This is a genomic window from Pseudomonas sp. B14(2022) (genome assembly GCF_012030485.1).
Lineage (GTDB): Bacteria > Pseudomonadota > Gammaproteobacteria > Pseudomonadales > Pseudomonadaceae > Aquipseudomonas.
In genome coordinates this window covers 259,907-284,930 of the sequence record NZ_JAAUVM010000004.1, presented here as the reverse complement: position 1 = coordinate 284,930, position 25,024 = coordinate 259,907, and the positions used below count along the sequence as shown (strand labels likewise).

At 61.8% G+C, this 25,024-nt stretch carries 22 protein-coding genes; 9 read left to right on the top strand and 13 right to left on the bottom strand.

Features of this window, described 5'->3' with window-relative positions; genetic code table 11:
- Positions 1-61: 61 nt before the first annotated feature.
- From HCF10_RS09200 to HCF10_RS09180, 5 genes are read left to right on the top strand one after another with little or no spacing between them, the layout of a single operon-like run.
- The gene (locus HCF10_RS09200; protein ID WP_145338151.1) at positions 62-790 is read left to right on the top strand and encodes a response regulator; all 729 of its coding nucleotides are present in this window, start codon (positions 62-64) and stop codon (positions 788-790) included.
- Entirely contained in the window at positions 787-1,878 is a 1,092-nt protein-coding gene (locus tag HCF10_RS09195) for an ATP-binding protein (protein WP_167655335.1), read from the top strand. The genes HCF10_RS09200 and HCF10_RS09195 overlap by 4 nt, the downstream gene beginning before the upstream one ends.
- A gap of 37 nt (positions 1,879-1,915) precedes the next feature.
- The gene (locus HCF10_RS09190) at positions 1,916-2,113 is read left to right on the top strand and encodes a hypothetical protein (RefSeq protein WP_167655334.1); all 198 of its coding nucleotides are present in this window, start codon (positions 1,916-1,918) and stop codon (positions 2,111-2,113) included.
- 55 nt (positions 2,114-2,168) lie between these two features.
- On the top strand, positions 2,169-2,531 hold the full coding sequence (locus HCF10_RS09185) for a hypothetical protein (RefSeq protein ID WP_078833289.1): 363 nt from the start codon (positions 2,169-2,171) through the stop codon (positions 2,529-2,531).
- A complete protein-coding gene (locus HCF10_RS09180) occupies positions 2,519-3,427 on the top strand; it encodes an ABC transporter six-transmembrane domain-containing protein (RefSeq protein ID WP_078833288.1) in 909 nt (302 codons plus the stop codon). The genes HCF10_RS09185 and HCF10_RS09180 overlap by 13 nt, the downstream gene beginning before the upstream one ends.
- 101 nt (positions 3,428-3,528) lie before the next feature.
- On the opposite strand, the gene HCF10_RS09175 is transcribed toward HCF10_RS09180, so the two are convergent.
- From HCF10_RS09175 to HCF10_RS09135, 9 genes are all read right to left on the bottom strand, one after another.
- Positions 3,529-4,470, bottom strand: coding sequence for a helix-turn-helix domain-containing protein (locus HCF10_RS09175; protein WP_065930131.1), 942 nt, complete (start codon positions 4,468-4,470; stop codon positions 3,529-3,531).
- Between the two features lie 50 nt (positions 4,471-4,520).
- Complete coding sequence (locus tag HCF10_RS09170) at positions 4,521-5,327, bottom strand: 2-keto-4-pentenoate hydratase (protein WP_167655333.1); 807 nt, start codon at positions 5,325-5,327, stop codon at positions 4,521-4,523.
- Entirely contained in the window at positions 5,324-6,931 is a 1,608-nt protein-coding gene (locus HCF10_RS09165) for a bifunctional 3-(3-hydroxy-phenyl)propionate/3-hydroxycinnamic acid hydroxylase (RefSeq protein WP_099491966.1), read from the bottom strand. Before HCF10_RS09165 ends, HCF10_RS09170 begins: the two co-directional genes overlap by 4 nt.
- A 61-nt stretch (positions 6,932-6,992) precedes the next feature.
- Complete coding sequence (locus tag HCF10_RS09160) at positions 6,993-7,595, bottom strand: amino acid synthesis family protein (RefSeq protein WP_145338156.1); 603 nt, start codon at positions 7,593-7,595, stop codon at positions 6,993-6,995.
- A 15-nt stretch (positions 7,596-7,610) separates the two neighbouring features.
- On the bottom strand, positions 7,611-8,069 hold the full coding sequence (locus tag HCF10_RS09155; protein WP_065930135.1) for a VOC family protein: 459 nt from the start codon (positions 8,067-8,069) through the stop codon (positions 7,611-7,613).
- Positions 8,070-8,080: 11 nt separating this feature from the next.
- The gene (locus HCF10_RS09150) at positions 8,081-9,121 is read right to left on the bottom strand and encodes a VPS10 domain-containing protein (RefSeq protein WP_167655332.1); all 1,041 of its coding nucleotides are present in this window, start codon (positions 9,119-9,121) and stop codon (positions 8,081-8,083) included.
- 12 nt (positions 9,122-9,133) lie between these two features.
- Complete coding sequence (locus HCF10_RS09145) at positions 9,134-9,928, bottom strand: SDR family NAD(P)-dependent oxidoreductase (protein WP_167655331.1); 795 nt, start codon at positions 9,926-9,928, stop codon at positions 9,134-9,136.
- Between the two features lie 27 nt (positions 9,929-9,955).
- Positions 9,956-11,446, bottom strand: coding sequence for an aldehyde dehydrogenase family protein (locus HCF10_RS09140; protein ID WP_167655330.1), 1,491 nt, complete (start codon positions 11,444-11,446; stop codon positions 9,956-9,958).
- An 11-nt stretch (positions 11,447-11,457) separates the two neighbouring features.
- Positions 11,458-12,999 (bottom strand): acetolactate synthase large subunit, encoded by a 1,542-nt coding sequence (locus tag HCF10_RS09135; RefSeq protein ID WP_167655329.1) that lies wholly within the window; start codon positions 12,997-12,999, stop codon positions 11,458-11,460.
- 288 nt (positions 13,000-13,287) lie between these two features.
- On the opposite strand from HCF10_RS09135, the gene HCF10_RS09130 reads away from it, so the two are divergent.
- Positions 13,288-14,046, top strand: a complete 759-nt coding sequence (locus tag HCF10_RS09130; RefSeq protein ID WP_065930139.1) for an IclR family transcriptional regulator — start codon at positions 13,288-13,290, stop codon at positions 14,044-14,046.
- A 26-nt stretch (positions 14,047-14,072) separates the two neighbouring features.
- On the opposite strand, the gene HCF10_RS09125 is transcribed toward HCF10_RS09130, so the two are convergent.
- From HCF10_RS09125 to HCF10_RS09115, 3 genes are all read right to left on the bottom strand, one after another.
- The gene (locus tag HCF10_RS09125) at positions 14,073-15,395 is read right to left on the bottom strand and encodes a hypothetical protein (protein WP_178116791.1); all 1,323 of its coding nucleotides are present in this window, start codon (positions 15,393-15,395) and stop codon (positions 14,073-14,075) included.
- Between the two features lie 53 nt (positions 15,396-15,448).
- Complete coding sequence (locus tag HCF10_RS09120; RefSeq protein WP_167655328.1) at positions 15,449-16,870, bottom strand: aldehyde dehydrogenase family protein; 1,422 nt, start codon at positions 16,868-16,870, stop codon at positions 15,449-15,451.
- 81 nt (positions 16,871-16,951) lie between these two features.
- Positions 16,952-18,400 carry an APC family permease gene (locus HCF10_RS09115; protein ID WP_099491962.1) on the bottom strand — a complete coding sequence of 483 codons (1,449 nt, stop codon included), beginning with the start codon at positions 18,398-18,400 and terminating at the stop codon, positions 16,952-16,954.
- Positions 18,401-18,707: 307 nt separating this feature from the next.
- Between HCF10_RS09115 and HCF10_RS09110 the strand changes: the two genes are divergently transcribed.
- Complete coding sequence (locus HCF10_RS09110; RefSeq protein ID WP_167655327.1) at positions 18,708-20,201, top strand: MFS transporter; 1,494 nt, start codon at positions 18,708-18,710, stop codon at positions 20,199-20,201.
- A 128-nt stretch (positions 20,202-20,329) separates the two neighbouring features.
- Positions 20,330-22,468 carry a methyl-accepting chemotaxis protein gene (locus tag HCF10_RS09105; RefSeq protein WP_167655326.1) on the top strand — a complete coding sequence of 713 codons (2,139 nt, stop codon included), beginning with the start codon at positions 20,330-20,332 and terminating at the stop codon, positions 22,466-22,468.
- On the opposite strand, the gene HCF10_RS09100 is transcribed toward HCF10_RS09105, so the two are convergent.
- Positions 22,416-23,432 (bottom strand): helix-turn-helix domain-containing protein, encoded by a 1,017-nt coding sequence (locus HCF10_RS09100; RefSeq protein WP_099491959.1) that lies wholly within the window; start codon positions 23,430-23,432, stop codon positions 22,416-22,418. The two genes, HCF10_RS09105 and HCF10_RS09100, sit on opposite strands and share 53 nt — an antisense overlap.
- 210 nt (positions 23,433-23,642) lie before the next feature.
- Here HCF10_RS09100 and HCF10_RS09095 point away from each other — a divergent pair, with 210 nt between their 5' ends.
- Entirely contained in the window at positions 23,643-25,019 is a 1,377-nt protein-coding gene (locus HCF10_RS09095) for an aspartate aminotransferase family protein (RefSeq protein ID WP_167655325.1), read from the top strand.
- The last annotated feature ends 5 nt before the right edge of the window (positions 25,020-25,024 follow it).

Below are 25,024 nucleotides of genomic sequence, written 5' to 3'. Positions count from 1 at the left end.
GCATGCTTGCGGTGCATTATTCAATCCGTTGCTGAAAAACCGTGCACCCACCGAGCAGACCATGACTGAACCACTCCTTGCATCGCTCCCTAACCAGGCGCTGGTGCTGATCGCCGAAGACGAGCCGGAAATCGCCGACATCCTCACGGCCTACCTCAAGCGTGGGGGTTTTCGTACCGCCCATGCGCAGGATGGGCGTCGTGCGCTCGAACTGCATCAACTGCTCAAGCCGGACCTGGTGCTGCTCGATGTGATGATGCCCAAGCTGGATGGCTGGATGGTGCTGGCGGAGTTGCGTCATCGCGGTATCACCCCGGTGATCATGCTGACTGCACACGACCAGGACATGGACAAACTCATGGGCCTGCGCATTGGTGCGGACGACTACATCGTCAAACCCTTCAACCCGGCAGAAGTCATCGCCAGGATCCAGGCCGTGCTGCGCCGCTGCAGCGATCAAGGCCATGGCGCCGACCACCGCGTACTGCGCGTCGACGCCTTTGAAATCGACATCGACAGCCATGAGGTGAACGTACACATCGGCACGCAAAAACAACCATTGCACCTGACGGTGACCGAATTCAAGTTGCTCGCACAGTTGGCCAAGGCGCCGCGCCGCGTGTTCAGCCGTGCCGAACTGCTGGTGCTCTGCTCGCCGGAGAGCGACAGCCTGGAGCGGACCGTCGACAGCCATATCAGCAAGTTGCGTCGCAAGATCGAAGACCTTGGCCTGCACGGCGTACCGGCCAGCATCCGTGGCGTGGGCTACCGGTTCGGGAGCCAGGCATGAAAGTGGCCAACAGTTTGAGCCGGCAGATTATCGTGTCGATGTCGGCCGTGGTGATGTGTGTGATCGCCCTCGCGCTGGTCGGGTCCTACATCTTCTATGCATTGCTCTGGACCTTTTCGCCGCCGACGGAGTTGGAGATGCAGTCGGATGAGTGGCTGCCCAGCGGCGTGGAATGGGTGTGGATGGGCTTGATCACCTGCGTCAGCCTGGGCGTCGGCGTGGCGGTGGCCGTCAAGTTGTCCAAGCGTATTCTGATGCCGCTTAACTCGGTAGCCGTGAGCCTGCGCAGGCTGGCCGACGGTGACCTGGATGCCCGCGCCGTGGCGCCTGATCTTTCCCTGGGCGAAGCTGCCCTGCTGGTGGATGACTTCAATAGCATGGCGAACCGATTGAAACGCATGGCCGAGGAACAAGCCTTCTGGAACGCCGCGATTGCCCATGAACTACGTACCCCGCTGACCATCCTGCGCGGTCGCTTGCAGGGACTGGCCGAGGGTGTATTCGAGCCGGATACCGCGCAGTTCTACAGCCTCTTGGGCCAGGTCGAAGGCTTGACCCGCCTGGTCGAAGACCTTCGCGTGGTGGGCATGGGCGACAACGGTCACCTGGAATTGGCGCTCAAGGAGGTGGGGCTGGCCGATGCATTGGAGGCTGAAGCGCGCTTGTTCGAGCCCAGCCTGAACAGCGCCGGTTTTGCCCTGCAATTAAACCTGCGCAAGGGCCCGGTGTACTGCGACCCCGATCGCATCTGCCAGGCTTTGCTCGCGCTGCTGGACAATATTTGCCAACACGCTACACCGGGCACCGTCAGCATTGAACTGGGCGGTGACGAGCGAGGCCACTTCCTGAGGGTCACAGATGAGGGCCCGGGGGTCGACGCAGCATTCGCCCCACACATTTTCGATGCGTTTCAGCGTGGCGAAAGCTCACGCTCGCGTGCCCAGGGCGGCAGTGGCCTGGGCCTAGCCGTGGTGCGGGCAATTGCCCTCGCCCATGGCGGCGCAGTGACCTGTCGAACGGCGATAAACAGCGGCACGGTGTTTGAGCTGAGTTGGCCATGCGGCGCCTTGTTTACTACTCAAGCCTGACAACCAATAAACAATTAATACCAACTAAGGTGATGGCATGCGTCTCTCTATTGGCCTGTTCAAGAGAGCAATAAAGTATCGCCACTTTGCCTTACTGGACATACACGGACGTTGCGTTGTTTTCTTGAGTTGCGAAGGGATTCCTGCCAGGGGTGAATGGGTGGAAGTCAACGAAGTCAATCTCGCCTGGCTCAGCCAAACGCTGCCAAGCCAGGAGCGCCAGGGCAGCGAATAGCCGTATCGCCTGCCGCCTGGCTCTGATGTTTAACGTTATTACGTGGATAACTGTTATGCCGACACAGCATTCAGCTCGGAACACTATCGACCTTAAACAAGTGGAAGCGTCACTGACGCTCTACACGTTTAAATTGAGAAAGTTGCAACGTTTCTGGATTCCCCTGCAGAAGTACGCGCCGCGGTGTGTATTGGCGTTGTGGCTGATCGGCGTGGGCGTTTCTTTAGTGACGCTGTCGTATTACCACTGGCTGGTCATCGCACCCGCTATTTGTATGTTGATCACCGTGGAAATCATTATCGAAGAAGTACAGATCGATCTTTTATTGATGACCGATGAAGCGCGATATTTGCTCGATGTCACCCGTGGCATCTATCAGCGAACTACGCGCGCCGCAGGTGCCCCATGCAGCCCGTAACGCCGCCGATTCTGCTCGAAGAGAGTAAAAGACTGGGGCAGCAATCCGCCAGCCAGACCCTCAAGGCGATCGCCAAAGCCTATCCCGGCAAACTGTTCGGCACCTTGTCGCTGGTTGCGTTGGAGAATGCTTTGCTGCTGGCCTACCCGTTGTTCGCCGGGTTTGCCGTCGACTCGATCATCCGTGGCGATGTCGGCAGTGCCGTGTGGTACGCCGCCGTAGTCCTCGGTTTCTGGGTGGTCGGCGCGGCTCGCCGGGCCGTGGATACGCGCACGTTCACGCGCATCTATGCCGACCTCGCGGTGCCAGTAATTCTCAACCAGCGCCTGCAACGCCACAGCACCTCCAGGGCGGCGGCGCGAGTGGTACTGGCGCGGGATTTCGTCGATTTTTTCGAAAAGCATGTGCCCACCATAGCCACTGCGCTGGTGTCGGTTGTCGGCGCAGCGGGCATGCTGTTGGTGATCGAGCCCTGGGTCGGCCTGGCCTGCCTGCTCGCACTGCTGCTGTGCGTTACCCTCATGCCGGGCTTCGCACGGCGCAACCAGCGCTTGCATGAACGCTTGAACAATCGCCTGGAAAAGGAAATCGGCCTGGTGGAAAAAGTCGGCGCCAACACCCTGCGCCGTCACTACCACGTGCTGTCGCGATTGCGAATCGGGTTGTCCGACCGCGAGGCCGTCGCCTTCCTGTCCATCGGCTTGCTGGCGGCGTTGCTGTTCGTGGTTGCCATCAGCCAATTGGCCTTGGCGCCGGAGGTGAAGGCCGGGCATATCTATGCGGTGATGACCTACTTGTGGACCTTCGTCAGTTGCCTGGATGAAGCGCCGTCGACGATCGACCAACTGGCGCGGCTCAAAGATATCGGCAAGCGCGTGGACCCGGGGCTGGCTTAAGGCCGTGACAGGTGGGCGATGCACTTTGCGCCGATGTGTGTTTCCTTGCGTCATCCTGGCAACGTTGAAGATCCACCCGCATTGGCACGCGCTTTGTCGTGTCAGTATGACGCTCGGCGTGTTTCGGACGGCGATTCACCGAACAGCTCACGGTAATGCGTGGCGAAATGGCTCAGGTGAAAAAAACCCATGGCCACGGCGATCTCACCGATGTTTTTCTCGCTCGCAGGGGTTGCGATCAACTGTCGCCTGACGGCGTTGAGTCGCAAATTGCGCAGGTATTCGACCGGTCGCATATCGGTGACGGCCTGGAAACTATTTTGCAGGGTCCTGCGACTGACGTGCAGCTGTTCACACAGATCAAGAATGCTCAACGGCGTATCGCCGCTGGCAATGATCAATTCCTGGCTGCGCCTGACCAGGTAGGCACTGACGGCGAAATTGCCACGCCGGCAGCGCACCTCGTCGCTGGCATGGCTGAACAGATCGAGGAACGCGCCAAGCAATTCGTCTTCCAGCATCTTTTCCGAGGCCGGGCTTATAGCGCCTGCATGTTCCAAAAAGTGACGAAACAGCGGGTGGATGCGCTGGCGAATGCGCAACAGTAACGTTTCATCCACGCTGAGCGCAGACACGCTGGTCAGGCGTTTGAGCTGATCGTTGGATAGTTCGAAGGCGGCCAGTTTGGCAAAGCGCACGGCATCGACATTGAGTGCGAAAAAGTGCGTGCCTTGCGGCGCATGCAACACGAACTCTTCGCCGTCACGCAACAGCACCACGCTTTGCGCGCTCACCTGCTGGCCTTGAACCACCGGCGGGCTGCCCAGTGACATGGCCGCACACAAGCGCCCCTTGGGCGAGCGGCCATGCTGCACCACGCGCTTGTCCAGCACCTCCTGGAAGATCTGGAAACGATCGCCGGACAACTGCCACAGTTCGCTGGTCAGGCAACCACGACCGAGTTGGTCATACACCTGCTGCCAGCCCTGGATCGAGCCGGCGTGCTGTTGAGAGTCATTGAAGGTACGGACTTCGGCGAGCATATGCGTCATTCCTCGGCGGCCAGATTGTTGTTTTTGGCCTGAAGGCGGGCTCAGTCATCCATAACAGTCGCTGGCGATTGCGCAGGCACGAGGCCTGGGTGGAAATCTAAAGCCAGTTCCGTGCCAAGCATGCGCAAACGATAAGCGCCCGGTCGTATATCCAGCGGTGCCAGCAATGCACCGGACAACACGACCTGCCCGGCGTCCACGGGATAACCGTCCGCCAACAGACGCCGCACCAGCCAGCACAGGTTGAACAGAGGGTTGTCTTCGCGCGTCTGGGTATCACCGCTGCCGAGCAATGCGCCGTCATGCTCCAGGCGATACTCCACGCACGCATGCCGCACCGCATCAAACGACACGCGCGGCCCGACACAGTAAAGCCCTGCGGCGGCGTTATCGGCCAGGAACGCACCCAGCCCGAAAGCCCAGCCCTGCCAGCGGCAGTCGGCGATTTCGAAGGCCGGGGCCACCTCGGCAATTGCCGCCAGAATCTCCTCGTCAGGGTAATCGCCTGGCGCCAGGGGCCGCCCGAACACCAGCGCCAGTTCAACCTCAAGCTTGGGCTGGATCAGCCGCTCGAACGACACCGCGCTGCCCGGCTCGACCGCCATGGCCGACGTGAGCGCGCCATACACCGGTTCGTCGAGGCCAAAACGCGCCTGCGCCGCCCGGCCGGCAAAGGCCACCTTCCAACCACTCAGGCGCTCGCCACCTGCCAGACGCTGGGCCAAGCCCTGGCGCAACAGCGAGTAACCTTGCTGCTTGTCCAGTGCCTCGGGCGGCAACGGTGCGATGGCCCGGGCGCTATGCCCGGCCTCGTGCAGTTGGTCGAGCAACTCGTCAGCGCCACTCATGACAGTTGCTCCGCCAGCTTGCGCAGCACGCCGTCAAGCCGCTCAGGCGTGGTGATGGCGGCGACGAAGCGGTCCGGACGCACCACGACGATGCAGTCGCGCACCTTGGAGAACCATTCGCCCAGGCGGTTATCCACATCCTCCACACTCAAGGCATCATTGGCTTTCAACGGCTGGTTCCGCCCGACGCCGCTGCGCGAACGATTGACCTGGATGAAACGTGTATCCCAGCGCGTCCAATACTCGGCCATCGCCTCACTGAGATGCTCACGCGGGTTCACGCGATACCCCAGCACGGCATAACCATTGCCGAGCACCTCGTCCAGGCGCCGCCGCTGGCCCTGGTCGTCTTCGATGTTCGGCTGGATGAACAACTGCCCGACCAGATCGTCCTCACGCAACTCGGCCCGCTCGTGATAAACCAAGCCCTTGGTGATGGTGGCCTTGGGTTTGAACTTGAATTCCAGCAAGTGCGAGCGCAGGTTATCCACGCTGTTCACCGCCTGGAACAGCCAGTCGCGCACGCCAGCCATCAGCGGGTTAGTCAAGCCGAGTACCGCCCCCATGTTGTCGGCCAGAGCCACCAGTTCGGTCGCGTGACCACGCCGCTCCTGGTCGTAGGTAGCGAGGATCGACGGCGCCGCGCGGCCCTGGATGATCGCTGCCAGTTTCCAGGCCACGTTGGCCACGTCGCGCAGGCCCGAGTTGAGACCCTGCCCGGCCCACGGCGGGGAGATATGCGCGGCGTCGCCCACCAGTGCCACACGCCCTTCGACAAAGCGCGCCGCGACCCGCGAGTGGTGGGTATAGGCACGAATACGGATGATGTTGAGGTTGTTCACGGCATCGCCGATATGCCCGTGGATCAGTTTGCGAATCGTCGCCTCTTCGCACATTTTCGCTTCGTCCTCGCCCTCCATCAGCATGAATTCCCAGCGTCGCTGCTGGTAAGGCAGGTAGATGCACACGAAGGGCCGCTGCGGGTCGGCATGCAGCGCTGTGTAGGGCGCATCAAGTGTGTCGTTGGCGGTGTCGACCACCACCCATTTGCGCGGATGGGTCAGCCCAAGCAGTTCGATGCCGAGCTTTTTGCGCACGGTGGAGCGTCCGCCGTCGGCACCGATCACATAGTCGGCCTGAAGCTGGTAGATCTCGCCTTCGGCATCGCGCACCTGCAGGGTCACACCCTCGGAATCCTGCTCGAGTTCCAGCAATTCGTGGCCCTGACGCAGCTCAACGCTGGCATGCTGGCCGAGGTGTTCACGCAGGGTACCTTCGAGCAACTGCTGCATGAAGATATTGCGCATCGGCCAGCCGTACTGCGCGGCACTCGGCTTGACCTCGGCGAAACACACACCGCGTGCGTTGTAATAGCGCAGCGGCACGTCACAGATCATGTCGCGCACCGCCAGCTCGGCGATGCCGATTCCCTGCAGCACACGCAACGCTTCATCGTCCATGCCCACTGCACGAGGATAAGGCAGGATGCCGTCGGCCAGCTCAAGGACGACGCAGTCGACACCGTACATTCCCATATAGTGCGCGGCCGTAATGCCGTTGGGGCCACCGCCCACAATGACAACTTGGGTCTTCTCCTGCTTCATCGCTATTCACCGCTTTTCTTGTTGTGGTTTGGGTCCAGCACCGCTTGATCCTGCGCGCTTATCAGTGCAGACCGTCAAGGCCATTTACGTCTTCGGCTTTGAGCCCGCCCAACCGCGCATGCAGGCGTCCGCGCGTGGCGAAGGCCCAGATCACGACGATCTCATCCGGCGAAGGGCCGTCGCCGAAGGTCACCGAGAAACTGTCGTAGTGCGAGCGCACGTACAGGGCGTCCTTGTGCGCCAGCGGCACGTCGATGGTCGAGCCTGGGCCACCCCGCTTGCCGGTGGAGGGCACCCACGACTTGCCACCGCCCAGGGCGACGCGGATCGGATCGGCGGCCGGGTTGGTCAGGAACGCATTGCCGTGCTCGTACTCGCCTGCGCTGCCCACCAGGATGGCCTTGCCGTAACTTTCAATCTGACGCGAACCGGCCAGGGCCTGGATGCGCCGGCCGAACTCTTCACCCAGCAGTGGCGACGGCTCGATCAATTGCGAAAGGTCTTCACTGTAACGGCCGGCATACGGGTTGGCGATCACTGCAGCGACGGCGTATTTGAACACCGGCTCGCCATCGGCCAACTGGCCGGTTTCATTGGCCAGGGTCTCTTCAACGAAGCTGTACCATTTGCGGATGTGATAGCTGGCGAAATTTGCGGTTTTCATCGGGGCTGCCTCTGTTCAAAGGGGGTCGAGTGGGTCAAGCGTGATGTTGCGACTCGGCGCACCGGCGGCCTTGAAGCGGGCCTTACCGCACGCATCGTCATGCTCGGTTTCGAGAAAAAACTCCATGCGATTGCAATCGGGATCGTTGAAATACAGGCCGTTGCCGATTTCATGATCGGTAATTTTCACCACCTCCACTCCCTTCTTCAGCAACATGCCGTAGAGCTGGCGCAAGGTGGTCATGTCGCCGGCGATTTCCAATCCGTAGTGCTGCAGCCCCAGCCCGCCCTGGTGGGCGCCGGGTTCTGCGCGAATCAACGCGATGTCGTGATGCTTGGTGCCAAACGCCATCATCACCCAGCTCTCGCCACGGGCACTTTCGTGCATGCCCAGAATGTCGGCATACCAGCGCGCCGACACATCAGGATCACTCACCCAGAGCGATAAGTGAGTTCGAAGGATTTCGACTTTCATCACTGTTTACCTCAGTTTTTCTTGACGATGGATTGATGCCCGGCCTTGATTTGCGCCACGGCAGGCGTCCATAGCACGTCGGCGATCTCGCTGAATTCGCGCCAGTGCTTCTGCCAGCCATCACCGCCGTTGTCGGACGTAAACAAGTGCCCATACTTGGTGCCCGCCGCCATCTGGCGCGGGTTGGCCGGGTTGAAGGCAATGGCCCAGACGCAGGAATTGGGCTGCTGCGGTAACGGCAGCACGTTCCAGCTGAGGGCGGCATCATGGGAGACGAGGATCTTGCTGGTGGTGCCCGGCGTACCATCGGAAATGCTCAGGTACAGCTCGTCTTGAGTGCCCAGCGGCGCATTCATGGCACGCAGGTAGTACAGGCCGAAGGCTTCGCGACCGATAATGCCGGTCCAGGTCAGACCCTCGTCCAGGCTGCGGTAGACCGCATTCACGCAAACCACCACGATGACTTTCTTGCCGTGATTGGGCAGTACCACAATGTTGTGGATGTCCGAGTTGTAGTCCCACAGCAGTCGGTCATCGACGCGGGTCCAACTGTCGCCGCCATCGCGCGAATGGAACAGGCCACCCTCTTCCAGGCCAAACCACAGCTGATTGCGGTCGGTGGGGTCATAGGCGAAGGCAAGCAGGCGCGGACGACTGACACCATCGCAGAACTCGGGGATTTCCACCGGGGCGCGATCCCAACTCAGGCCGGCGTCGAGGGTGCGCCATAACACGGCGCGCGATGGCGCACCGGTGCCAACAAAAATCCGTTTGGCGTCCTGCGGGTCGACGGCGACTTTCCACACTGTCTCGCCGTTGAACGGCGAATCGACGCGCTGCCAATGGCCACCGGTGTCGCGGCTGATGCACAAGCCCACGTCCGTGCCGGCGTAGATCACTTCGGGTGCGTCGGGATGCACGCTCAGGGATCGGGTGATTGCATCGAACTCCAGGTCCTGCCCCAGGCCCAGGCGATGCCAGGTCTTGCCATCGTCGGCGCTGCGGATCACCGCTTGCCCGACGGTGGCGACCAGAAGGGTTCCATTACTCATCTGTGATACTCCTCAGATATAGATGCCACGGGTCAAACCGCCGTCGATGCCGATGGATTCACCGGTCACCGCAGCAGCTTTCGGCGACGCCAGGAAGCCAATCAGCCAGCCCATTTCAATCGGTGCGAGGGTGCGGCGAATCGGCGTCGCGTCGATGTAGGCCTGCTCGACCTGCTCGGCGGTCTTGCCCTGCTTGACTGCTTCGCGCTCGTACAACTCCTGGATATGCGGGGTATCGACGACGCCGGGGTGAATCAGGTTGACCGTGATGCCCGAAGGGCCGAGCTGGTCGGACAGGGTCTTGGTCATGTGGGCGATGGCCAGGTTGCGCATGCCCGAGAGCACTTTGCTGCTGCGCCCGGTGAGGCCGCCGATGTTGATGATGCGACCGAAGCCGCCCGCCTTCATGTGCGGGGTCACGGCCTTGGCGCACCGGAAGTAGCCGATCACCTTAGTGTTGAGGTCGGAGAGCAGTTCATCGTCGCCGGCGTGTTCGATGTCATTGCGCACCACACCCGACGGTGCTGCGGCACCGTTGACCAGGATGTCGATACGGCCGAAGTGCTTGTGCGCCGCCTCGACCATCTCCGACACGGCCTTCATGTCATTGGTGTCACAGAACAGCGGCAGTACTTCATTGCCGGTCTGGGCACTGATCTCTTCGGCCGCCAGTTGCAGGAACGCCATGCGCCGCGCGCAGATCACCACCTTGCAGCCTTCCTCGGAGAGAAAACGTGCGACTTCCTTACCGATGCCCATACCGCCACCGGTGACAATGGCCACGCGGCCTTTCAATTCCAGATCCATAGCAATTACCTCTTGTGATTATTCAGTTCAGGCCAGATCGACAAACACGCTTTTGGTCTCGGTGTAGGCATCGATCACGTTTTTACCCATCTCCCGGCCCCAGCCGGATTGTTTGTAGCCACCGAACGGTGAAGAGGGATCGACCACGTTCCAGCAGTTGATCCAGACCGAGCCAGCCTTGAGCTGTGCAGCCACGCGGTGCGCCGAGCGCAAGTCGCGGGTCCACAGGCCAGCAGCGAGGCCATACGGCGAATCGTTGGCGCGCAGCACCAGTTCATCGATTTCGGTCCAGCTCATGACGGTCAGTACCGGGCCGAAGATTTCTTCTCGGACCACACAGGCGCGCTCGGCACGGTCGAGGAACACGCTCGGTTGAATGAAATGCCCATGCTCGAGGTGTTCGGGACGGCCGCCGCCGCAGATCAGTTCGGCGCCCTCCTCCTGGCCCCGCTGCAGGTAACCCTTGACGGTCTTCAACTGCCGCGCGGACACCAACGGCCCCATGCTGTTGGCCGGGTCCAGGCCATTGCCCAGGACATAGGCGGCGGCGTGGCGCTGCAGTTCTTCGAGCACCTGGTCGAGCACACTAGCGTGGACATACAGGCGTGAGCCCGCCGTGCATACCTGGCCCTGGTTGTAGAAAATCCCATCGGCGGCCCCCTTGGCGGCGCGCGCAATGTCGGCATCGGGCAGGATGATGTTCGGCGACTTGCCGCCCAGCTCCAGCGAGACCTTTTTCATGTTGCTGGTGGCCGCCTGGGCGATCAGCCGCCCGACTTGGGTCGAGCCGGTAAAGGCGATCTTGTCCACATCGGGGTGCTGTGCCAGCGGTGCACCAGTGTCGGCGCCAAGACCCGTGATCAGGTTGACGACGCCGGCGGGAAAGCCTGCAGCCTCGATCAGTTGCACCAGGCGGATAGCGATCAGCGGCGTTTGTTCGGCGGGCTTAAGCACCGCCACGCAACCGGTGGCCAACGCGGGGCCGAGCTTCCAAACGCACATGGTCAACGGGAAGTTCCACGGCACGATCAGCGCGCAGACCCCCACCGGTTCACGCAACGTGTAGTTGAGCATCGGCGCGCCGCTGGCCGGCGATACGGGCAGCGTGCTGCCTTCGATCTTGGTGGGCCAGCCGGCAAAGTAGCGAATGATGTTCGCCGCGCTGGCCGCTTCACCGCGCGCGTTGGCGATAGGCTTGCCGTTCTCCAGCGTGATCAGTTGCGCGAGTTCCTCGCGGTGCTGGTCCAACAGATCAGCCAGGCGAAACAGCAACAGGCCGCGCTGCGCCGGTGACTGCAAGGCCCACGTGCCGGTAAAGGCTGCGCGCGCGGCCGCAACGGCCGCATTCACATCACGCTCATCGCCTTGGGCGACTTCGGCCAGAGTCTGTTCAGTGGCCGGGTTTTCCACGGCAAAGCGGCGACCGCTGGCGGCGTCCTGCCACGTACCGCCGATGAACAGGCGACCGGGCTGCGCCAGGAACGCCTGGACGGCAGGTAATAATTCGGGCTGATACATAGTCGACTCCTTCACAGCGCCATTTCGATCAGGCAAGGACCACGGTCGGCCTTGGCATTGGCCAGCGCCCGTTGCAGTTCGGCATTGGTCTGTACCGTGCAGGCCGGTACCCCGTAGCCTTTGGCCAGGGCCTTCCAGTCAATACGCGGGCTGTCGAGCACGGTCAGGCGCAGGGCTTGCGGGTCCATTTCGGTCATGCCGAAACGGCGCAGCTCGTTCTGCAAAATCGCGTAGCGATGGTTGGCGGCAATCAGGATCACCACCGGCAACTGCTCGCGGGCGATGCTCCACAGGGTTTGAATGGTGTACTGGGCGCTGCCGTCCGATTGCAGGCAGAACACGCTATTGCCGCGTTCCGCCAAGGCGGCACCGAACCCCACCGGAATCCCCTGACCAATCGCGCCACCGGTATTGGTCAATACCCGATGCCGAGCGGCGCGGGCGGAAGCGGTAAAGAACGGATAGCCGCAGGTGCCGCCCTCAACCGAGACGATGCTGTCTTCGGGCAGTGACGCGGCCAGCACTTGGCCGATGGATTGTGGCGTCAGCTCGGCGTGGCCGGGCGGCAGTTCGATACCCTCCGGGGTCGGCACATAGGCCGGTGCATTCAGGGCATCGGCCAACGCCGTCAGTGCGGCGGAAACATCGTCACCGACTTCGGCCAGCGTCAGCAGGCGTTCACGTTCGGCGAGGCGCGACGGGATGCCTTCGTAGCCAAAGTAACTGATGGGCTCGGGGACGCCTGCACAAATGACCAGGTCGTACTGCTCCAGAATTTCAATCGCCACCTCCGGGAAATACGGCAGGCGATCCAGGTCCGGCAAGCCACCGCCACGGTAGCTCAGGCGCGGAAAGGTCTCGGCAAACAGGCGCACGCCGGGTAGTTGTGCCAGGCGCCCCGCCGCTTCCAGGCCCGCGACCGACAAGCCCTCATCGCCGACGATAAACACCAGCCGCTGACCATCACGCAGTGCCTGCGCCACGGTTTCTACCCGGTCACCGGCAAACCGGCGAACCGGCGCGCGCAACGGGGCGAATACACCGTTGTGCGTCACCGCGTGGGCTTGCAGGTCCATAGGCAGGATCAAACTGGCGATCTGGCCTTTGGCCTGCCACGCCGCACGCACGGCTTCCTGCAAGTCTTCACCGATACCCGCCGCCGTGCGCGAGGTACGCACCCAACCAGAAACGGTGCCGGCTAAGGCCTGGATGTCGCTGGCCAAGGGCGGATCGTAGTTGACATGCCAGGAGGCGTGATCGCCGATGACGTTGACGATCGGCGTATTGGCCCGACGCGCGTTATGCAGGTTGGCGATGCCATTGGCAAAGCCCGGGCCCAAGTGAGTCAGGGTCATTGCCGGCTTGCCGGCGATGCGGCCATAGCCGTCAGCGGCGCCGGTGCAGACCCCTTCGAACAGCGACAACACCGGCTTGAGAGCAGGTGCGCTGGCCATGGCCGCCACCAGCGGAATCTCGGTGGTGCCCGGGTTGGCAAAGCAGTACTCGATACCGCTTGCCGCTGCCGCATTCACTATCAGTTGCGCGCCATTCATTGTCAGCCCTCTCGCTTGAGCGTTTTCTTTGCTGAGATTTATCACACAATATAGAGAGTCAGACAAGCATTTTATGAATGAAATCTCTTTATTTGAGATTTAAGTGAATTTATAATCTGAAAAGCTTAGCCTGTCGACCTGCAGGGTCGGGTTTGCTCGAGAATGCGGTTTGTCAGTAACTTCCATCACTGGCCCACCGCTTTCACGAGCAAGACCGCTCCCACATTGGATCTGCGCTGTTTTCGCCTATAGTGCTTACCCGCATGCCATCCCTTCTCTAGGAACGAAATGAGCAGCCTGAGTAAATTGCTGAATGTCCTGGACCTGTTCGGTCCGGCGACGTTGAAGATCGACCCGGACACCATCGCCGAGCGCATGGGCCTGTCGCGCGCCACCGCGTATCGCTATGTCAAGGAATTGTGCGACGCCGGCCTGCTGACCCGCGTGGACGCCGGCCACTACGGCCTGGGGCCGCGCGTGATCGAGCTGGACTGGATGATGCGCCAGTACGACCCCATCCTTCTGGCGGGGCGCGAGCTGATGCACGAGCTGTCGGCGCAGACCGGCCTGGCGGTGTTCGCCAGCGTCTTCTACGACGGACGCATCATCAACACCTACATTGCCGAACCCACCGACACGTATCACTTCTCCTTCGGGCGCGGGCATCCGCTGCCCTTTTTTCGCGGCGCGCAGTCCAAGGTATTGATCGCTTTCCAGAAAGGTCGACGCCTGCAGCGTCTGTTCGAAGAGCATATGGCCAGCGACCCGGAAAGCCCGTACGACTGGGCCAGCTTTGCCAAGGCCACAAAGAAGATTCGCAAGGATGGGTACTGCATGACCCATGATGAACTCAACCTCGGCCTGACCGGCATCGCCGCGCCCATCATCCAGCCGGATATCGACGAGGTGATCGGCAGCCTGTCCGCCGTCGGCAGCACCCAGAGCTTCAAGCTGCTGCGCCAGGAAACCGTGATTGAAATGGTCATGGACACCACCCGCCGGATTGCCGAGAACCTGCGCAATCCGCCGGGCGCCGCCGCATCCTGAGGTTCAGGCGCGGCGGCTGCGGTGGGCTAGAACGGCACGGCGATGGTCAACTGGCTGTAAACGTTGGTGCCGTTGCCGGCGACCTGGTTGCCGCCCGTGGTGGCGTCCTGCTTGGGCTTGTAGAGGCCGATCAGCGGCGTGACGATCAGGTGCGGGTTGACGGCCCACTCGGCGTATACATCCAGCTCCCGAGCATTGAGGTTCAGCGCATTGCTCTTGCGCACGGTGTCGAAGTCGAAGTACAGCGCACCCAGGGTCAGGTTTTCCAGAGGCGTGGCCTTGAGGGCCACGTGCTGGATGCTGGTGTTGCTGTTGAACGGCCCGGCATAGTTGCCCGCGACTTCGCCCTGCAGCCAGGTGCCATAGCCAGTGCTCAAGCCGGTGAACAGCGAATCCCACTGCTGTGAGTAGCGGGTGTAGCGGTAGCTGACCTTTGGCGTCCAAGCGACATCGGCAAAGGTGTAGCCGGCTTCGCCGTACCAGGCTTTTTCGGGACCGGTGTCCTTGTCCTGCCAGGCATATTCGAACGCCAGGCTGACATTCGGCAGGCCTGCGTCGCCTTCGCCGCGCACGCTGTAGACATTCATGCCCTTGCGCTGGCGCTGAAAATCACTGGCCCAGCGTTCGTTCACATCGATGCCGTGCACCCAGGTCAAGCCCAGTGTGCCCGGCTTGGTGGTGTAATCCAGGGTACCGGCGGCCACTTCGGTTTCAGCCTGGGCGCGGTTATCGGACTTGAGCCACAACAGGCTGCCGTGCAGACCATCCTTGCCGCCCAGCCGCAGGAACGCGGTTTGATCGAAGGCGTGCCGCGCGGCCAGGTAATACGCACCGCCACGATTCATCGTGCCATTGGCCGGCCCCTTGCCCAGGTTCGGACCGTCGTCGTTGATCAGGAAGCCACTGCCGAGCTTGACCACCTGGCGACCGCCGGAAATGTCCACGCCGTCCTTGCCCAAGGCCGGAAACAGGTCGCCGGAGCGCCAGCCCAGGTACGCATCTTCGATTTTGGTGGTGCGTTCGCTGCCCAGGGTATTGCCGGCCGGGTCGCCGTCACCCCAGGTCGCGGAACTGACCAGCGCGAAGGCGCCATAGGCGGTGCCATTGCCGGCCAGGGACTGGTCGCCGCTCAAGCCATACTTGATGAAACCTTCGCGCCAGGTCGAACCGCCCGGCGTGCCGTCATAGTTCTTGCGGCTGTTGAACATGCCGAACACGGCGGTCATGTCGGCATTCAGATGCCGGCTCTCATCGCTGTACAACTCATAGGCCTGGGCCTGGCTGATGGCGCAAAGCGTCAACGTACAGGCCAACGTACCGCTGAGAAATGACGTGGAGGGATACCGCATGATCGAAGCTCCTTGGGTGCGCCTTTTGAGAGGCTGTCTTAGTTGTTGAGGCGTTATTCGGCTGCGCGCTTGTTGACGAACAGCAACTGTTGGCCGGTAAATTCCAGCAACCCTTCCAGGCCGAACTCGACGCCGAAGCCGGACATCTTGCTGCCGCCGAACGGCGTGTTCGGCTGAATGCGCGCGTGGCAGTTGACCCAGGCCACGCCACTCTCCAGACGGCTGGCCAATGCCTGCGCCTGCTCAACGTCCGGGCCCCAGACAGAACCGCCCAGGCCCATGTCGCCGGCATTGGCGCGGCGCAGCACATCCTCGACATCCTGATAAGCGATCAGAGGCAATACCGGCCCGAACTGTTCCTCATCGACCAGACGCTGGCCATCGGTCACATCCGCCACCAGCGTGGGCGGGTAGAAGAACCCAGGGCGATCCAGGCGTGCGCCGCCACACAGCACCCGCGCACCGTGTGCCCGCGCGTCGGCAATCAGGGCGTCCACCAGTTGCAGTTGATCAAGGTTCTGCACCGGGCCGAAGTTGACGCCGGGCTCCAGGCCATCACCGACCACCTGGCGCTCGGCAATCCGCGTCAGGGCCTCGGCAAACGCCTGGTACTGGGATTCGTGAATGTACAAGCGCTTGAGTGCGGCGCAGGTCTGGCCCATGTTGAGGAAGGCGGCCTGGAAGATCTCTTCGGCCACCTCCTCCACCGACGTACCCGGCAATACAATCGCCGCGTCGTTGCCGCCCAGTTCCAGGGTAAGGCGCTTGAGGTTGGTGGCGGCCCCGCGCATCACGCTTTGGCCGGTGGCGGTGGAGCCGGTGAACACAATCTTCTGGATCCCCGGGTGCGACGTGATCGCGCTGCCGAAACCCTGCTCGCCGGTCACGCAGTTGATCACACCGTGTGGCACATGGCGCCCGATAATTTCGACCAGGCGCAACGTGCTAAGCGGCGTCAGGCTCGATGGCTTGCTGATCACGCAGTTACCCGCGCGCAGCGCCGGCATGATGTGCCACACGGCGATCATGAAAGGCCAGTTCCACGGCGTGATGGACGCCACCACCCCCAAGGGCTTGCGGTGCAGTTCGATGCGCTGGGTCGGGGTTTCTTCCACCAGTTCCACGGCGATCTCCTGCCCGGCGGCGTAGCGGGTCCAGGCGGCGGCGCCCATGACTTCGGAAAACGCCAGCTCAAGCGGTTTTCCTTGCTCCTGCACGATCAGCCGGGCCAGTGCATCAGCGTCCTTTTCGATCGCATCGGCAATCGCATTGAGGTGCTCACAGCGCTGCCCATGGGTACTGTGGCGCCAGGTCTTGAAAGCGGCCTGAGCGGCGGCCACCGCCTCGTCCAACTGGGACAGCGAGCCGGCCGGGCATTGGGCGAATGCGGCGCCGGTGGCCGGATTGATCACGTCAAACTGGCCGTTTTCACCGGCAACCGAAACGCCGTTGATGAGCATCTTGTAATGGTGCATATGCAATTTCCTTTAACGCAGACGAGCCCTGCCGCACAACGGCAGTGAACAATTCACAGGAGAGAGGTTTCGAACCAGGCCTTAGAGTTTGTGACTGCCCAGGGCCAGGAACCGCTGCGGCGACACCTTGCGCAGGCGCGCGGCGAGATACAGGCCGCCCAGCAGGGCTGCGGGAATCACCGCGCACAAGCTGTAGGACAAGAGCTGGCTGGCCCCCGTCAGCACATCGAAATGCGCCACCGCCAGTACGAGCACGCTCAGCAATGCCAGGCACGACACCACCGGCAGAATGCGCCCTCGCAGCAGGCCGACTTTGAGTTCGGGGTGCCGATGGAAATACACGCAGATTGCGATCGAGGTCATCGCCATCAGCAGGATCACGCAAAGGGTTGCCAGGTTGGAGAACCAGGCGAACAGTTGCAGGATCGGGTCGGCGTCCATCGCGGCGAAGATCAATACCACCACGGCCGCGATCAGGCTCTGCAAAGCAGACCCCATGTGCGGGCTCTGGTGCACGCGGTGGGTGGTGCCCAGCACGCTGTGCAGCAAGCCGTCACGGCCGATGGCGTAGAAGTAGCGCGCTGCGGCGTTATGGAACGCCAACAGCCCGGCGTAGATGCTGACCATGAATAGCACGCGGATGACCAGGGTCAGGTGCGGGCCGACGAAGTGATCGGACATGCCGTAGATAAAGGTGGTGGGGTCTTGCATGGCTTGCAGCATCGGCACGATCTTGTCTGCGCCCACTCCCACGACCATCGACCATACCGACAGCGCATAGAACCCACCGATCAGCAACACCGAACTGTAGGTCGCGATTGGGATGGTGCGCTTCGGGTCTTTCGCTTCTTCACCGTAGATAGTGGTGGCCTCGAAGCCGATGAAGGCGGCGAAACAGAACAGCAGACCAATGGACGGAGTGCCGCTGAACACATGCTGACTGGTAAATGAGTCAAGATTGACTCCGCTGTCACCCCCGGTTTTCAGAATGGCAAAGTCGAGGATCAGGATCGCCAGGTATTCGGCGATCACCACCAACGACAATACCCGCGCCGAGAGGTCGATATTGCGATAGCCGAGAAATGCAATGCTGGCCATCGCCATCAGCGAATAGGACCACCAAGGCAATATCACGCCCGCCATGCTCTCCATGGTACCGGCGACCACACCACCGAACATGCCATACAGGGCGATCTGCAAGATGTTGTAGGCGAACATCGCCAGCACTGCCGCCGAGCCGCCGGCCAGGCCGCCCAGGCCACGGGAGGTGAAGGCGTAGAAACCGCCGGCGTTGGTGACGTGGCGGGACATGGTGGTGTAACCCACCGAGAATGCCAACAGCACAAGCAATGCCAGCAGCAGTAACGCTGGGGTGCCGGCACCGTTGCCCAGCATGATGCCGATCGGGAACCCACCGGCAATCACACTGAGCGGACTTGCCGCCGAAATCACAAAGAAGATGATGAAGCCGACACCCAGGGCGCCACGCTTGAGCTCCGTAGAGCTGTTGACCGGGAGAGTTACACTCATGTTATTGACCTTATTGTATGAGGCAGTCGCTGTGGGGTGGCCCCGATCCAGGCGCTATCGGTGCCGGGTAGCGCTTTTATTCTTGAGGTTGCACGCTGGATTCGATCCTATGCCCGCCACGTAACCCTCGCTATCCCAAATCGGTAACATCGCGGCCAGCGCCCCAAAACAGGTCGGGGCCGACTTATTCTCCCGCCGATTTGGGATAACGGCGCGGGTGCGCGCTCGTGCATGCTAGGTTCACCCGTCCTATGCCTGGCTGACCTGAAGTTGCCGGCGTTGGCCATTCAATTATCGAGCCCACACTATGCCCTCCAAGCACCGCTGGCTGATCCTTGCCATTATTTCCAGCGCATTGCTGCTCATCGTCATTGATATGACCGTGCTGTACACCGCCTTGCCCACCCTGACCCGTGAGCTCGGCGCCACGGCCTCGCAAAAGCTCTGGATTATCAATATCTACGCGCTGATCGCCGCCGGCCTGCTGCTGGGCATGGGCACGCTCGGTGATCGCCTGGGGCACAAACGGCTGTTCCTCGGCGGGTTGAGTGTGTTCGGCCTGTTCTCGCTCATCGCTGCATTCTCGCCCTCGGCCAATGTATTGATCGGCGCCCGTGGTGGCCTGGCCGTCGGCGCGGCAATGATGATGCCCGCCACCCTGGCAGTGATCCGGCTGACGTTCAGCGACGAGCGCGAACAGGCCATGGCATTTGGTATCTGGGCATCGGTGGCCTCCGGCGGTGCGGCGCTCGGCCCGGTCGTGGGCGGCTTGCTGCTGGAGCATTTCTGGTGGGGCTCGGTGTTTCTGATCAACGTTCCGATTGTGCTGGCGGCGCTGCTGCTCGGGGCGATGCTGATCCATGCTCATCCGGGCAATGCCCAGCGGCACTGGGATTGGCTGGGGTCGCTGCAGGTCATGATCGCGTTGATCAGCCTGGCCTATGCCGTCAAGGAACTCGGCAAACGGTCGCCCTCCTTCGCGGCCATACTGGTGGCGCTACTGCTGGGGGCGTTGTTCATGACACTGTTCATTCGACGTCAGCGCCGCGTCGCGCAGCCAATGCTGGAGTTGTCGCTGTTCGGCATGCCGCTGTTCAGAAATGCCGTGATTGCGGCGCTCGCCTCAGCCGCCGCGTTTATCGGCATGGAGCTAGTGTTCAGCCAGCGCCTGCAATTGGTGTTGGGGATGTCCCCCCTGCAGGCGGCCCTGTTTATCCTGCCGCTGCCACTGGGTTCCTTCGTTGGCGGGCCACTGGCCGGCTACTACCTGTCACGCCTGGGCAATCGACGCATGTTGTTCTGGACCCTGCTGCTCTCGGCCACCGGCATGCTGGCGTACGTGTTGCTGTGCAACGCGGCGGTACCGCTGCAGGTTGCCAGCCTTGCGCTACTGGGCATGGCCATGGGCGCGGCGCTGACGGCAGCTTCCAGCACCATCATGCTCAGCGTCCCCACCGATAAGGCCGGCATGGCCGCGTCTATCGAGGAGGTTTCCTTCGAGCTGGGCGGTGCCGCCGGGGTGACGCTGGCAGGCAGCCTGTTGTCGGCGATTTATGCCGGGTGTGTCAGCCTGACGATCCCGCCGCGGCTGGGCCTGAACCCCTTGACGTTCGAGAGCCTGGACGACGCGCTGCTGGTCTCTGCAACGTTATCGACCGATGACGCGGCGCTGCTGACGGGGCTGGCACGTTCGGCGTTCGATGCCGGCTTCGTGGCGGTGCTCGCGGTGCTGACAGCCCTGTTGTTGGTTGCGGCGCTGCTGGTCAAGTTCAGCGGGCAGACGGCCGTCATAGCGCGATAACGAGAGAATTACCGAACCGGCCTCCCTAACACCCGAGACCGGCCGATATACGACATACCCAATAAGAAGTCAGTGGCCCGGGCCAACTGATGGTCAACAAGCATGCTGTTCACCTGCGAGATACTCCGATGCTCGACGCCCTCTCCATCCGTTTGAAAATCATCCTGCTTTCCGGCCTGTGCCTTCTGGGCGTAATCGGTCTGATCGTCAGCCTGAACCTCTATCAGAGTAACCAGAACAACCGGTTGATCAGTACGTCCAGCAGCAAGATGCTCACCGAGAGCGGCGAGACCCTGCTGCTGGCCAAGGCCGCCGAGCAGACGGGTAACCTGCAGCGGATTTTCGGCAACAGCCTGCTGCTCATTACCGCCCTGTCCGACCAGGCAGCACATTTGCGTAACATGGCCGCGCAGCGCGGCTTGCCGGCCGCGACGTTGCGTGAGGAGCTGAACCAGAGTCTCAAGGCAACCTTCGAGCGCAATCCGCAGATACTCGGGCTGTGGCTGGTTTTCGAGCCGAATGCGCTGGAGGGTCAAGACAGCGCATTCGCCAACGACGCCGAGCGCGCCTCCAACGAAACCGGCCGCTTTGCCAGTGCCTGGAATCGTGGCGCCGGCGAGTCGGTGAACATACTGATTCCCGAAAGCGATTTGCAGAAGACCGAGCTCAGCATCAGCGGCACCCCCTACAACAGTTGGTACACCTGCCCGCGAGACACACGGCGCACCTGCCTGATGGCGCCCTATGCCGACACCCAGGCCGGGCAGGTACAACTGATGACCACGCTGTCGATACCGTTGATTGCCGATGGCAAGGTGATCGGCGCCCTCGGCGTGGATCTCGCACTCGGCGCCCTGCAAGCGGCCGCAAACGATGCCCAGCGCATGCTGTTCAACGGCTCGGGAAGCATGCTGATCGTGTCCGACAGCGGCGTGCTCGCGGCCTACAGTAAGGATGTCGCCCAGGTTGCCAAGCCGCTCAACGTCGCATTGGGCGAGGAAAGCAAGGCGATACTTGCGGCATTGATGCAAAAAAAACCGCTGGTACTGGCCCAGAATGATTTGATCCGCGCTGTCTACCCCGTCGCACCAATCCCCGACGCGCCAGCTTGGGGGGTGGTCATTGATTTACCCAAACAAGTCTTGCTGGCCGACTCGGTAGCGCTTCAGACCGTGCTTGACCAGACCCAAACCCGCGACACGCTGGAGTCATTGCTGGTGGCCATCGGCTCCGGGCTGTTGGGCCTGCTGCTCATTTGGTTCACTGCCTCCGGGGTGACGCGCCCGATCAACAGTGTCGCGCAGATGCTCAAGGCAATTGCCAGTGGCGACGGCGACCTGACCCAACGCCTGCACTACCGCAAGAAAGATGAACTGGGCGAACTGGTGAACGGGTTCAACCGTTTCCTCGACAAACTGCAGCCGACTGTGGCGCAGATCAAGCAGAGCATTACCGATGCGCGCGGCACCGCCGACCAGTCTTCGGAAATTGCGCGGCTGACCAGTGAGGGGATGCAGGTGCAATTTCGCGAGATCGATCAACTGGCAACCGCCTCCAACGAAATGAGCGCCACCGCCCATGAAGTCGCCCACAGCGCCTCGAATGCCGCCCAGGCAGCACGCGGTGCCGACCAGGCGTCCAGGGATGGCATCACCCTTATCGAGCGCAGCACCCAGGACATCAATGCGTTGGCCCGCGAGGTCAGCAAGGCCGTGACGGAAGTCGAAGCCCTGGCGGTCAACAGCGAGCAGATCGGTTCGGTGCTGGAAGTGATCCGCAGCATTGCCGAGCAAACCAACCTGCTGGCACTCAACGCTGCGATCGAAGCGGCGCGTGCCGGGGAAAGCGGCCGGGGTTTTGCGGTGGTGGCCGATGAAGTCCGCAACCTGGCCAAGCGCACCCAGGATTCCGTCGAGGAAATCCGCATGGTCATCGAACGCATCCAAACCGGCACGCGGGGCGTGGTGGCGACCATGCATTCCAGCCAGACGCTCGCCCAGGACAACGCCGGGCAGATTCATCAGGCCGTGCAGGCGCTTGGCAAGATCAGCGACGCGGTAACGGTGATCAGCGACATGAACCTGCAGATTGCAAGCGCGGCGGAGGAGCAAAGTGCGGTGGCCGAAGAGGTCAATCGCAACGTCTCGACCATCCGTGGCGTGACCGAGACCCTGACGGAACAGGCCGCCGAGTCGGCGCAGATCAGCAGTCAGCTCAACGCGCGGGCCAATCAACAGATGAAGCTGATGGATCAGTTCCGCGTGTAACACACGGCGGTATGGCGGCGCGTGATGTCTGGGACGGTAATTCGGCGAACAGCGCATGGTACTCAGCCGCAAAATGGCTGAGGTGGTAGAACCCCCACTGGGCCGCGGCATCGCCAATCGAGAGATGCGCGGCCTGGGTGGACATCAAGGTGCGGCGTACGCCATTGAGCCGCACACAGCGAAGGTAGTTCAGCGGCGTGGTCTCGGCCACGGCGCGAAAGCTGTTCTGCACCGTGCGCCGGCTGATCTGGAGGCGTTCGCACAGCTCGAACACACTGGGCACGTCGAACAGCCCGGTGGTCGCCATGCGGTGGCATTTCTCGACGATAAAACTGCGCGTGGAACTGCTCGTGCGCTGCTGCTTATCGCAGGCCGGATCGGTCATGAGCTGCATCAACTCGCTGAGCATGGCCTGCTCCAGCGCCTCGTCGTGTTGCCGCTCTTGTGCGCTGTCGTGAGCATCGCTGGCCATCGCCTGGGCGAACACCGCCAGCAAGCGCCGACGGGCATCGGCGAAACGTTGGCTGGAAACCCTGATCACCGGCTGACGCAGCAACAGGCTCACATCCTTGGCCGACGCGGTTTGCGCCAGCGCCTGCTCGAACAATTCACGCTCGAACGTGATGGACAGCAGCTGCATGCCCATCGGCATATGAAACATGAACTCCTCGCCACCGCGCAGAAAGAACAGGCTGCTGTCGTCCACCTCGCGCCCCTGCATTCGCATCGAGCCGGGCACGTTGATCGGCACCGCGAAGCACATCTTGCCCCGCGGCGCGACACCGTGCTGCACGACACGCTGGTTGATCTGCTCAAGGAAAACGTGGCAACCGCCGGTGGTCAACTGCATCAGCGAACTCTCGGTCGAACCGGCGGTTAACTGGCTGTAGTCCTGGTTCCACTGCTGCACGTTGGCCGCATGAACGTGAACATCCTTAAAATGACCGACGCTGTTATTTCTCATAATGAGCGATACCCTCGGATATTTTTTATTTTAAGGTCGATTTATTTATAGATATTCTCACATAGCGCAATTAATGCAAATTTCGTGAAAGCTTCAGTTCACGCCGCCTCACCTGCGTCGGCGCCCCACATGTGCCGATTCGGGCTACCAGCCTTACCCGCGTCGCGTAGATGATCAGGCCACATCAATCAACATCGCAGAGAATCCGTCATGAGTGAAGCCAAGCTTGCAGCCCTGCATTTCGCCGATGCACCGCACATCACCTCCAGCACGCTCCCCGGCCCCAAAACGTGCGAGGCCCTGGCGCTTTCGGCGCGTACCGAGTCGATGGCGCGCGGCGGTGGACGCATGCCGATCGCCATGGACAGAGCCTTCGGCGCAACCTTCAAGGACCCGGACGGCAACACCTACATCGACCTGTCCGCCGGCGTCGGTGTCAGCAGCGTAGGCCGCTGCCACCCCAAAGTGGTGCAGGCGATTCGCGAACAGTCCGAAGTGCTGATGCATGCCCTGGAAATCAACAGCACCCGGCGTACCGAGCTGGCCGCCAAGCTGTCCGAAATCGCGCCCGAGGGTTTGCGTGGCGACTGCATCACCTTCTTCACACAAAGCGGCAGTGATGCACTGGAAGCGGCGATCAAGTTTGCCAAGCGCATCACCGGGCGGCACCAGATCATCGCCTTTCACGGCGGATACCATGGCGTGTGGAACGCTTCGGGTTCGCTGACCACTGGCACAGCCTACCGCAAAGGTTTTGGCGCGCAAATGGGTGGCGTGATTCACGCCCCCTACCCTTACGCCTACCGTTTCCCTTTCGACACCACCCACAAAAGCGCCGAGCAGATCGCCGGCGAGTACATCGACTACCTGTTGAACACTCCCTACACCGCCGCCGATGACGTGGCAGCGGTGATCGTGGAACCGGTACAGGGCGAAGGCGGCTACGTGCCCCCATCGCCGGAATTCCTGCAATTGCTGCGCAAGGCCTGCGACCGCAGCGGCACATTGCTGATCGTCGATGAAGTGCAGTCCGGCGCCGGCCGCACCGGCAAAATGTGGGCGGTCGAACACTCCGGCGTGAAGCCCGACATGCTCACCTTCGGCAAAGGCATCGGCAGCGACCTGCCCATGGCCGGCCTGATCATGCGCTCGGACCTGGCAGCGAAAATCCCCGACGGTTCCATGCCCAACACGTTCGCCGCCAACTCGTTGTCGGCCGCCGTGGCTCTGACCAACATCAGTATCCTGCAGGATCCTGAACTCGACCTGCTCAACCGCGCCCACACGCTGGGGCTGGAGGCACAGGCGCATATTCGTGGCTTCAACAGCCCGTTGGTCGGTGAAGTGCGCGGGCGCGGCCTGATGATCGGCATCGAACTGGTCGAAGACCCGCTCACCAAGGCGCCCCTGGCGGGCGAGAAGATCGGCCAACTGATGGGCTATCTGCTCAACCACGGCGTGCTGATGATTCCCTGTGGCCGCTACAGCAACGTGATGCGTGTGATGCCGTCGCTGACGATATCCCGCGAACTGTTCTTCAAGGCACTGGACATCTTCGGCGACGCCCTGGCTTCCCTCAAAGCATGATCTTG

Bases quoted from the DNA above. Each gene is read 5' to 3' on its own strand.
- HCF10_RS09100 (WP_099491959.1), bottom strand. From the start codon at position 23,432: ATGAGAAATAACAGCGTCGGTCATTTTAAGGATGTTCACGTTCATGCG.
- HCF10_RS09185 (WP_078833289.1), top strand. From the start codon at position 2,169: ATGCCGACACAGCATTCAGCTCGGAACACTATCGACCTTAAACAAGTG.
- HCF10_RS09160 (WP_145338156.1), bottom strand. From the start codon at position 7,595: ATGAAAACCGCAAATTTCGCCAGCTATCACATCCGCAAATGGTACAGC.
- HCF10_RS09165 (WP_099491966.1), bottom strand. From the start codon at position 6,931: ATGAAGCAGGAGAAGACCCAAGTTGTCATTGTGGGCGGTGGCCCCAAC.
- HCF10_RS09170 (WP_167655333.1), bottom strand. From the start codon at position 5,327: ATGAGTGGCGCTGACGAGTTGCTCGACCAACTGCACGAGGCCGGGCAT.
- HCF10_RS09195 (WP_167655335.1), top strand. From the start codon at position 787: ATGAAAGTGGCCAACAGTTTGAGCCGGCAGATTATCGTGTCGATGTCG.
- HCF10_RS09180 (WP_078833288.1), top strand. From the start codon at position 2,519: ATGCAGCCCGTAACGCCGCCGATTCTGCTCGAAGAGAGTAAAAGACTG.
- HCF10_RS09095 (WP_167655325.1), top strand. From the start codon at position 23,643: ATGAGTGAAGCCAAGCTTGCAGCCCTGCATTTCGCCGATGCACCGCAC.
- HCF10_RS09130 (WP_065930139.1), top strand. From the start codon at position 13,288: ATGAGCAGCCTGAGTAAATTGCTGAATGTCCTGGACCTGTTCGGTCCG.
- HCF10_RS09190 (WP_167655334.1), top strand. From the start codon at position 1,916: ATGCGTCTCTCTATTGGCCTGTTCAAGAGAGCAATAAAGTATCGCCAC.
- HCF10_RS09175 (WP_065930131.1), bottom strand. From the start codon at position 4,470: ATGCTCGCCGAAGTCCGTACCTTCAATGACTCTCAACAGCACGCCGGC.
- HCF10_RS09110 (WP_167655327.1), top strand. From the start codon at position 18,708: ATGCCCTCCAAGCACCGCTGGCTGATCCTTGCCATTATTTCCAGCGCA.
- HCF10_RS09150 (WP_167655332.1), bottom strand. From the start codon at position 9,121: ATGAGTAATGGAACCCTTCTGGTCGCCACCGTCGGGCAAGCGGTGATC.
- HCF10_RS09135 (WP_167655329.1), bottom strand. From the start codon at position 12,999: ATGAATGGCGCGCAACTGATAGTGAATGCGGCAGCGGCAAGCGGTATC.
- HCF10_RS09105 (WP_167655326.1), top strand. From the start codon at position 20,330: ATGCTCGACGCCCTCTCCATCCGTTTGAAAATCATCCTGCTTTCCGGC.
- HCF10_RS09140 (WP_167655330.1), bottom strand. From the start codon at position 11,446: ATGTATCAGCCCGAATTATTACCTGCCGTCCAGGCGTTCCTGGCGCAG.
- HCF10_RS09120 (WP_167655328.1), bottom strand. From the start codon at position 16,870: ATGCACCATTACAAGATGCTCATCAACGGCGTTTCGGTTGCCGGTGAA.
- HCF10_RS09200 (WP_145338151.1), top strand. From the start codon at position 62: ATGACTGAACCACTCCTTGCATCGCTCCCTAACCAGGCGCTGGTGCTG.
- HCF10_RS09115 (WP_099491962.1), bottom strand. From the start codon at position 18,400: ATGAGTGTAACTCTCCCGGTCAACAGCTCTACGGAGCTCAAGCGTGGC.
- HCF10_RS09155 (WP_065930135.1), bottom strand. From the start codon at position 8,069: ATGAAAGTCGAAATCCTTCGAACTCACTTATCGCTCTGGGTGAGTGAT.
- HCF10_RS09125 (WP_178116791.1), bottom strand. From the start codon at position 15,395: ATGCGGTATCCCTCCACGTCATTTCTCAGCGGTACGTTGGCCTGTACG.
- HCF10_RS09145 (WP_167655331.1), bottom strand. From the start codon at position 9,928: ATGGATCTGGAATTGAAAGGCCGCGTGGCCATTGTCACCGGTGGCGGT.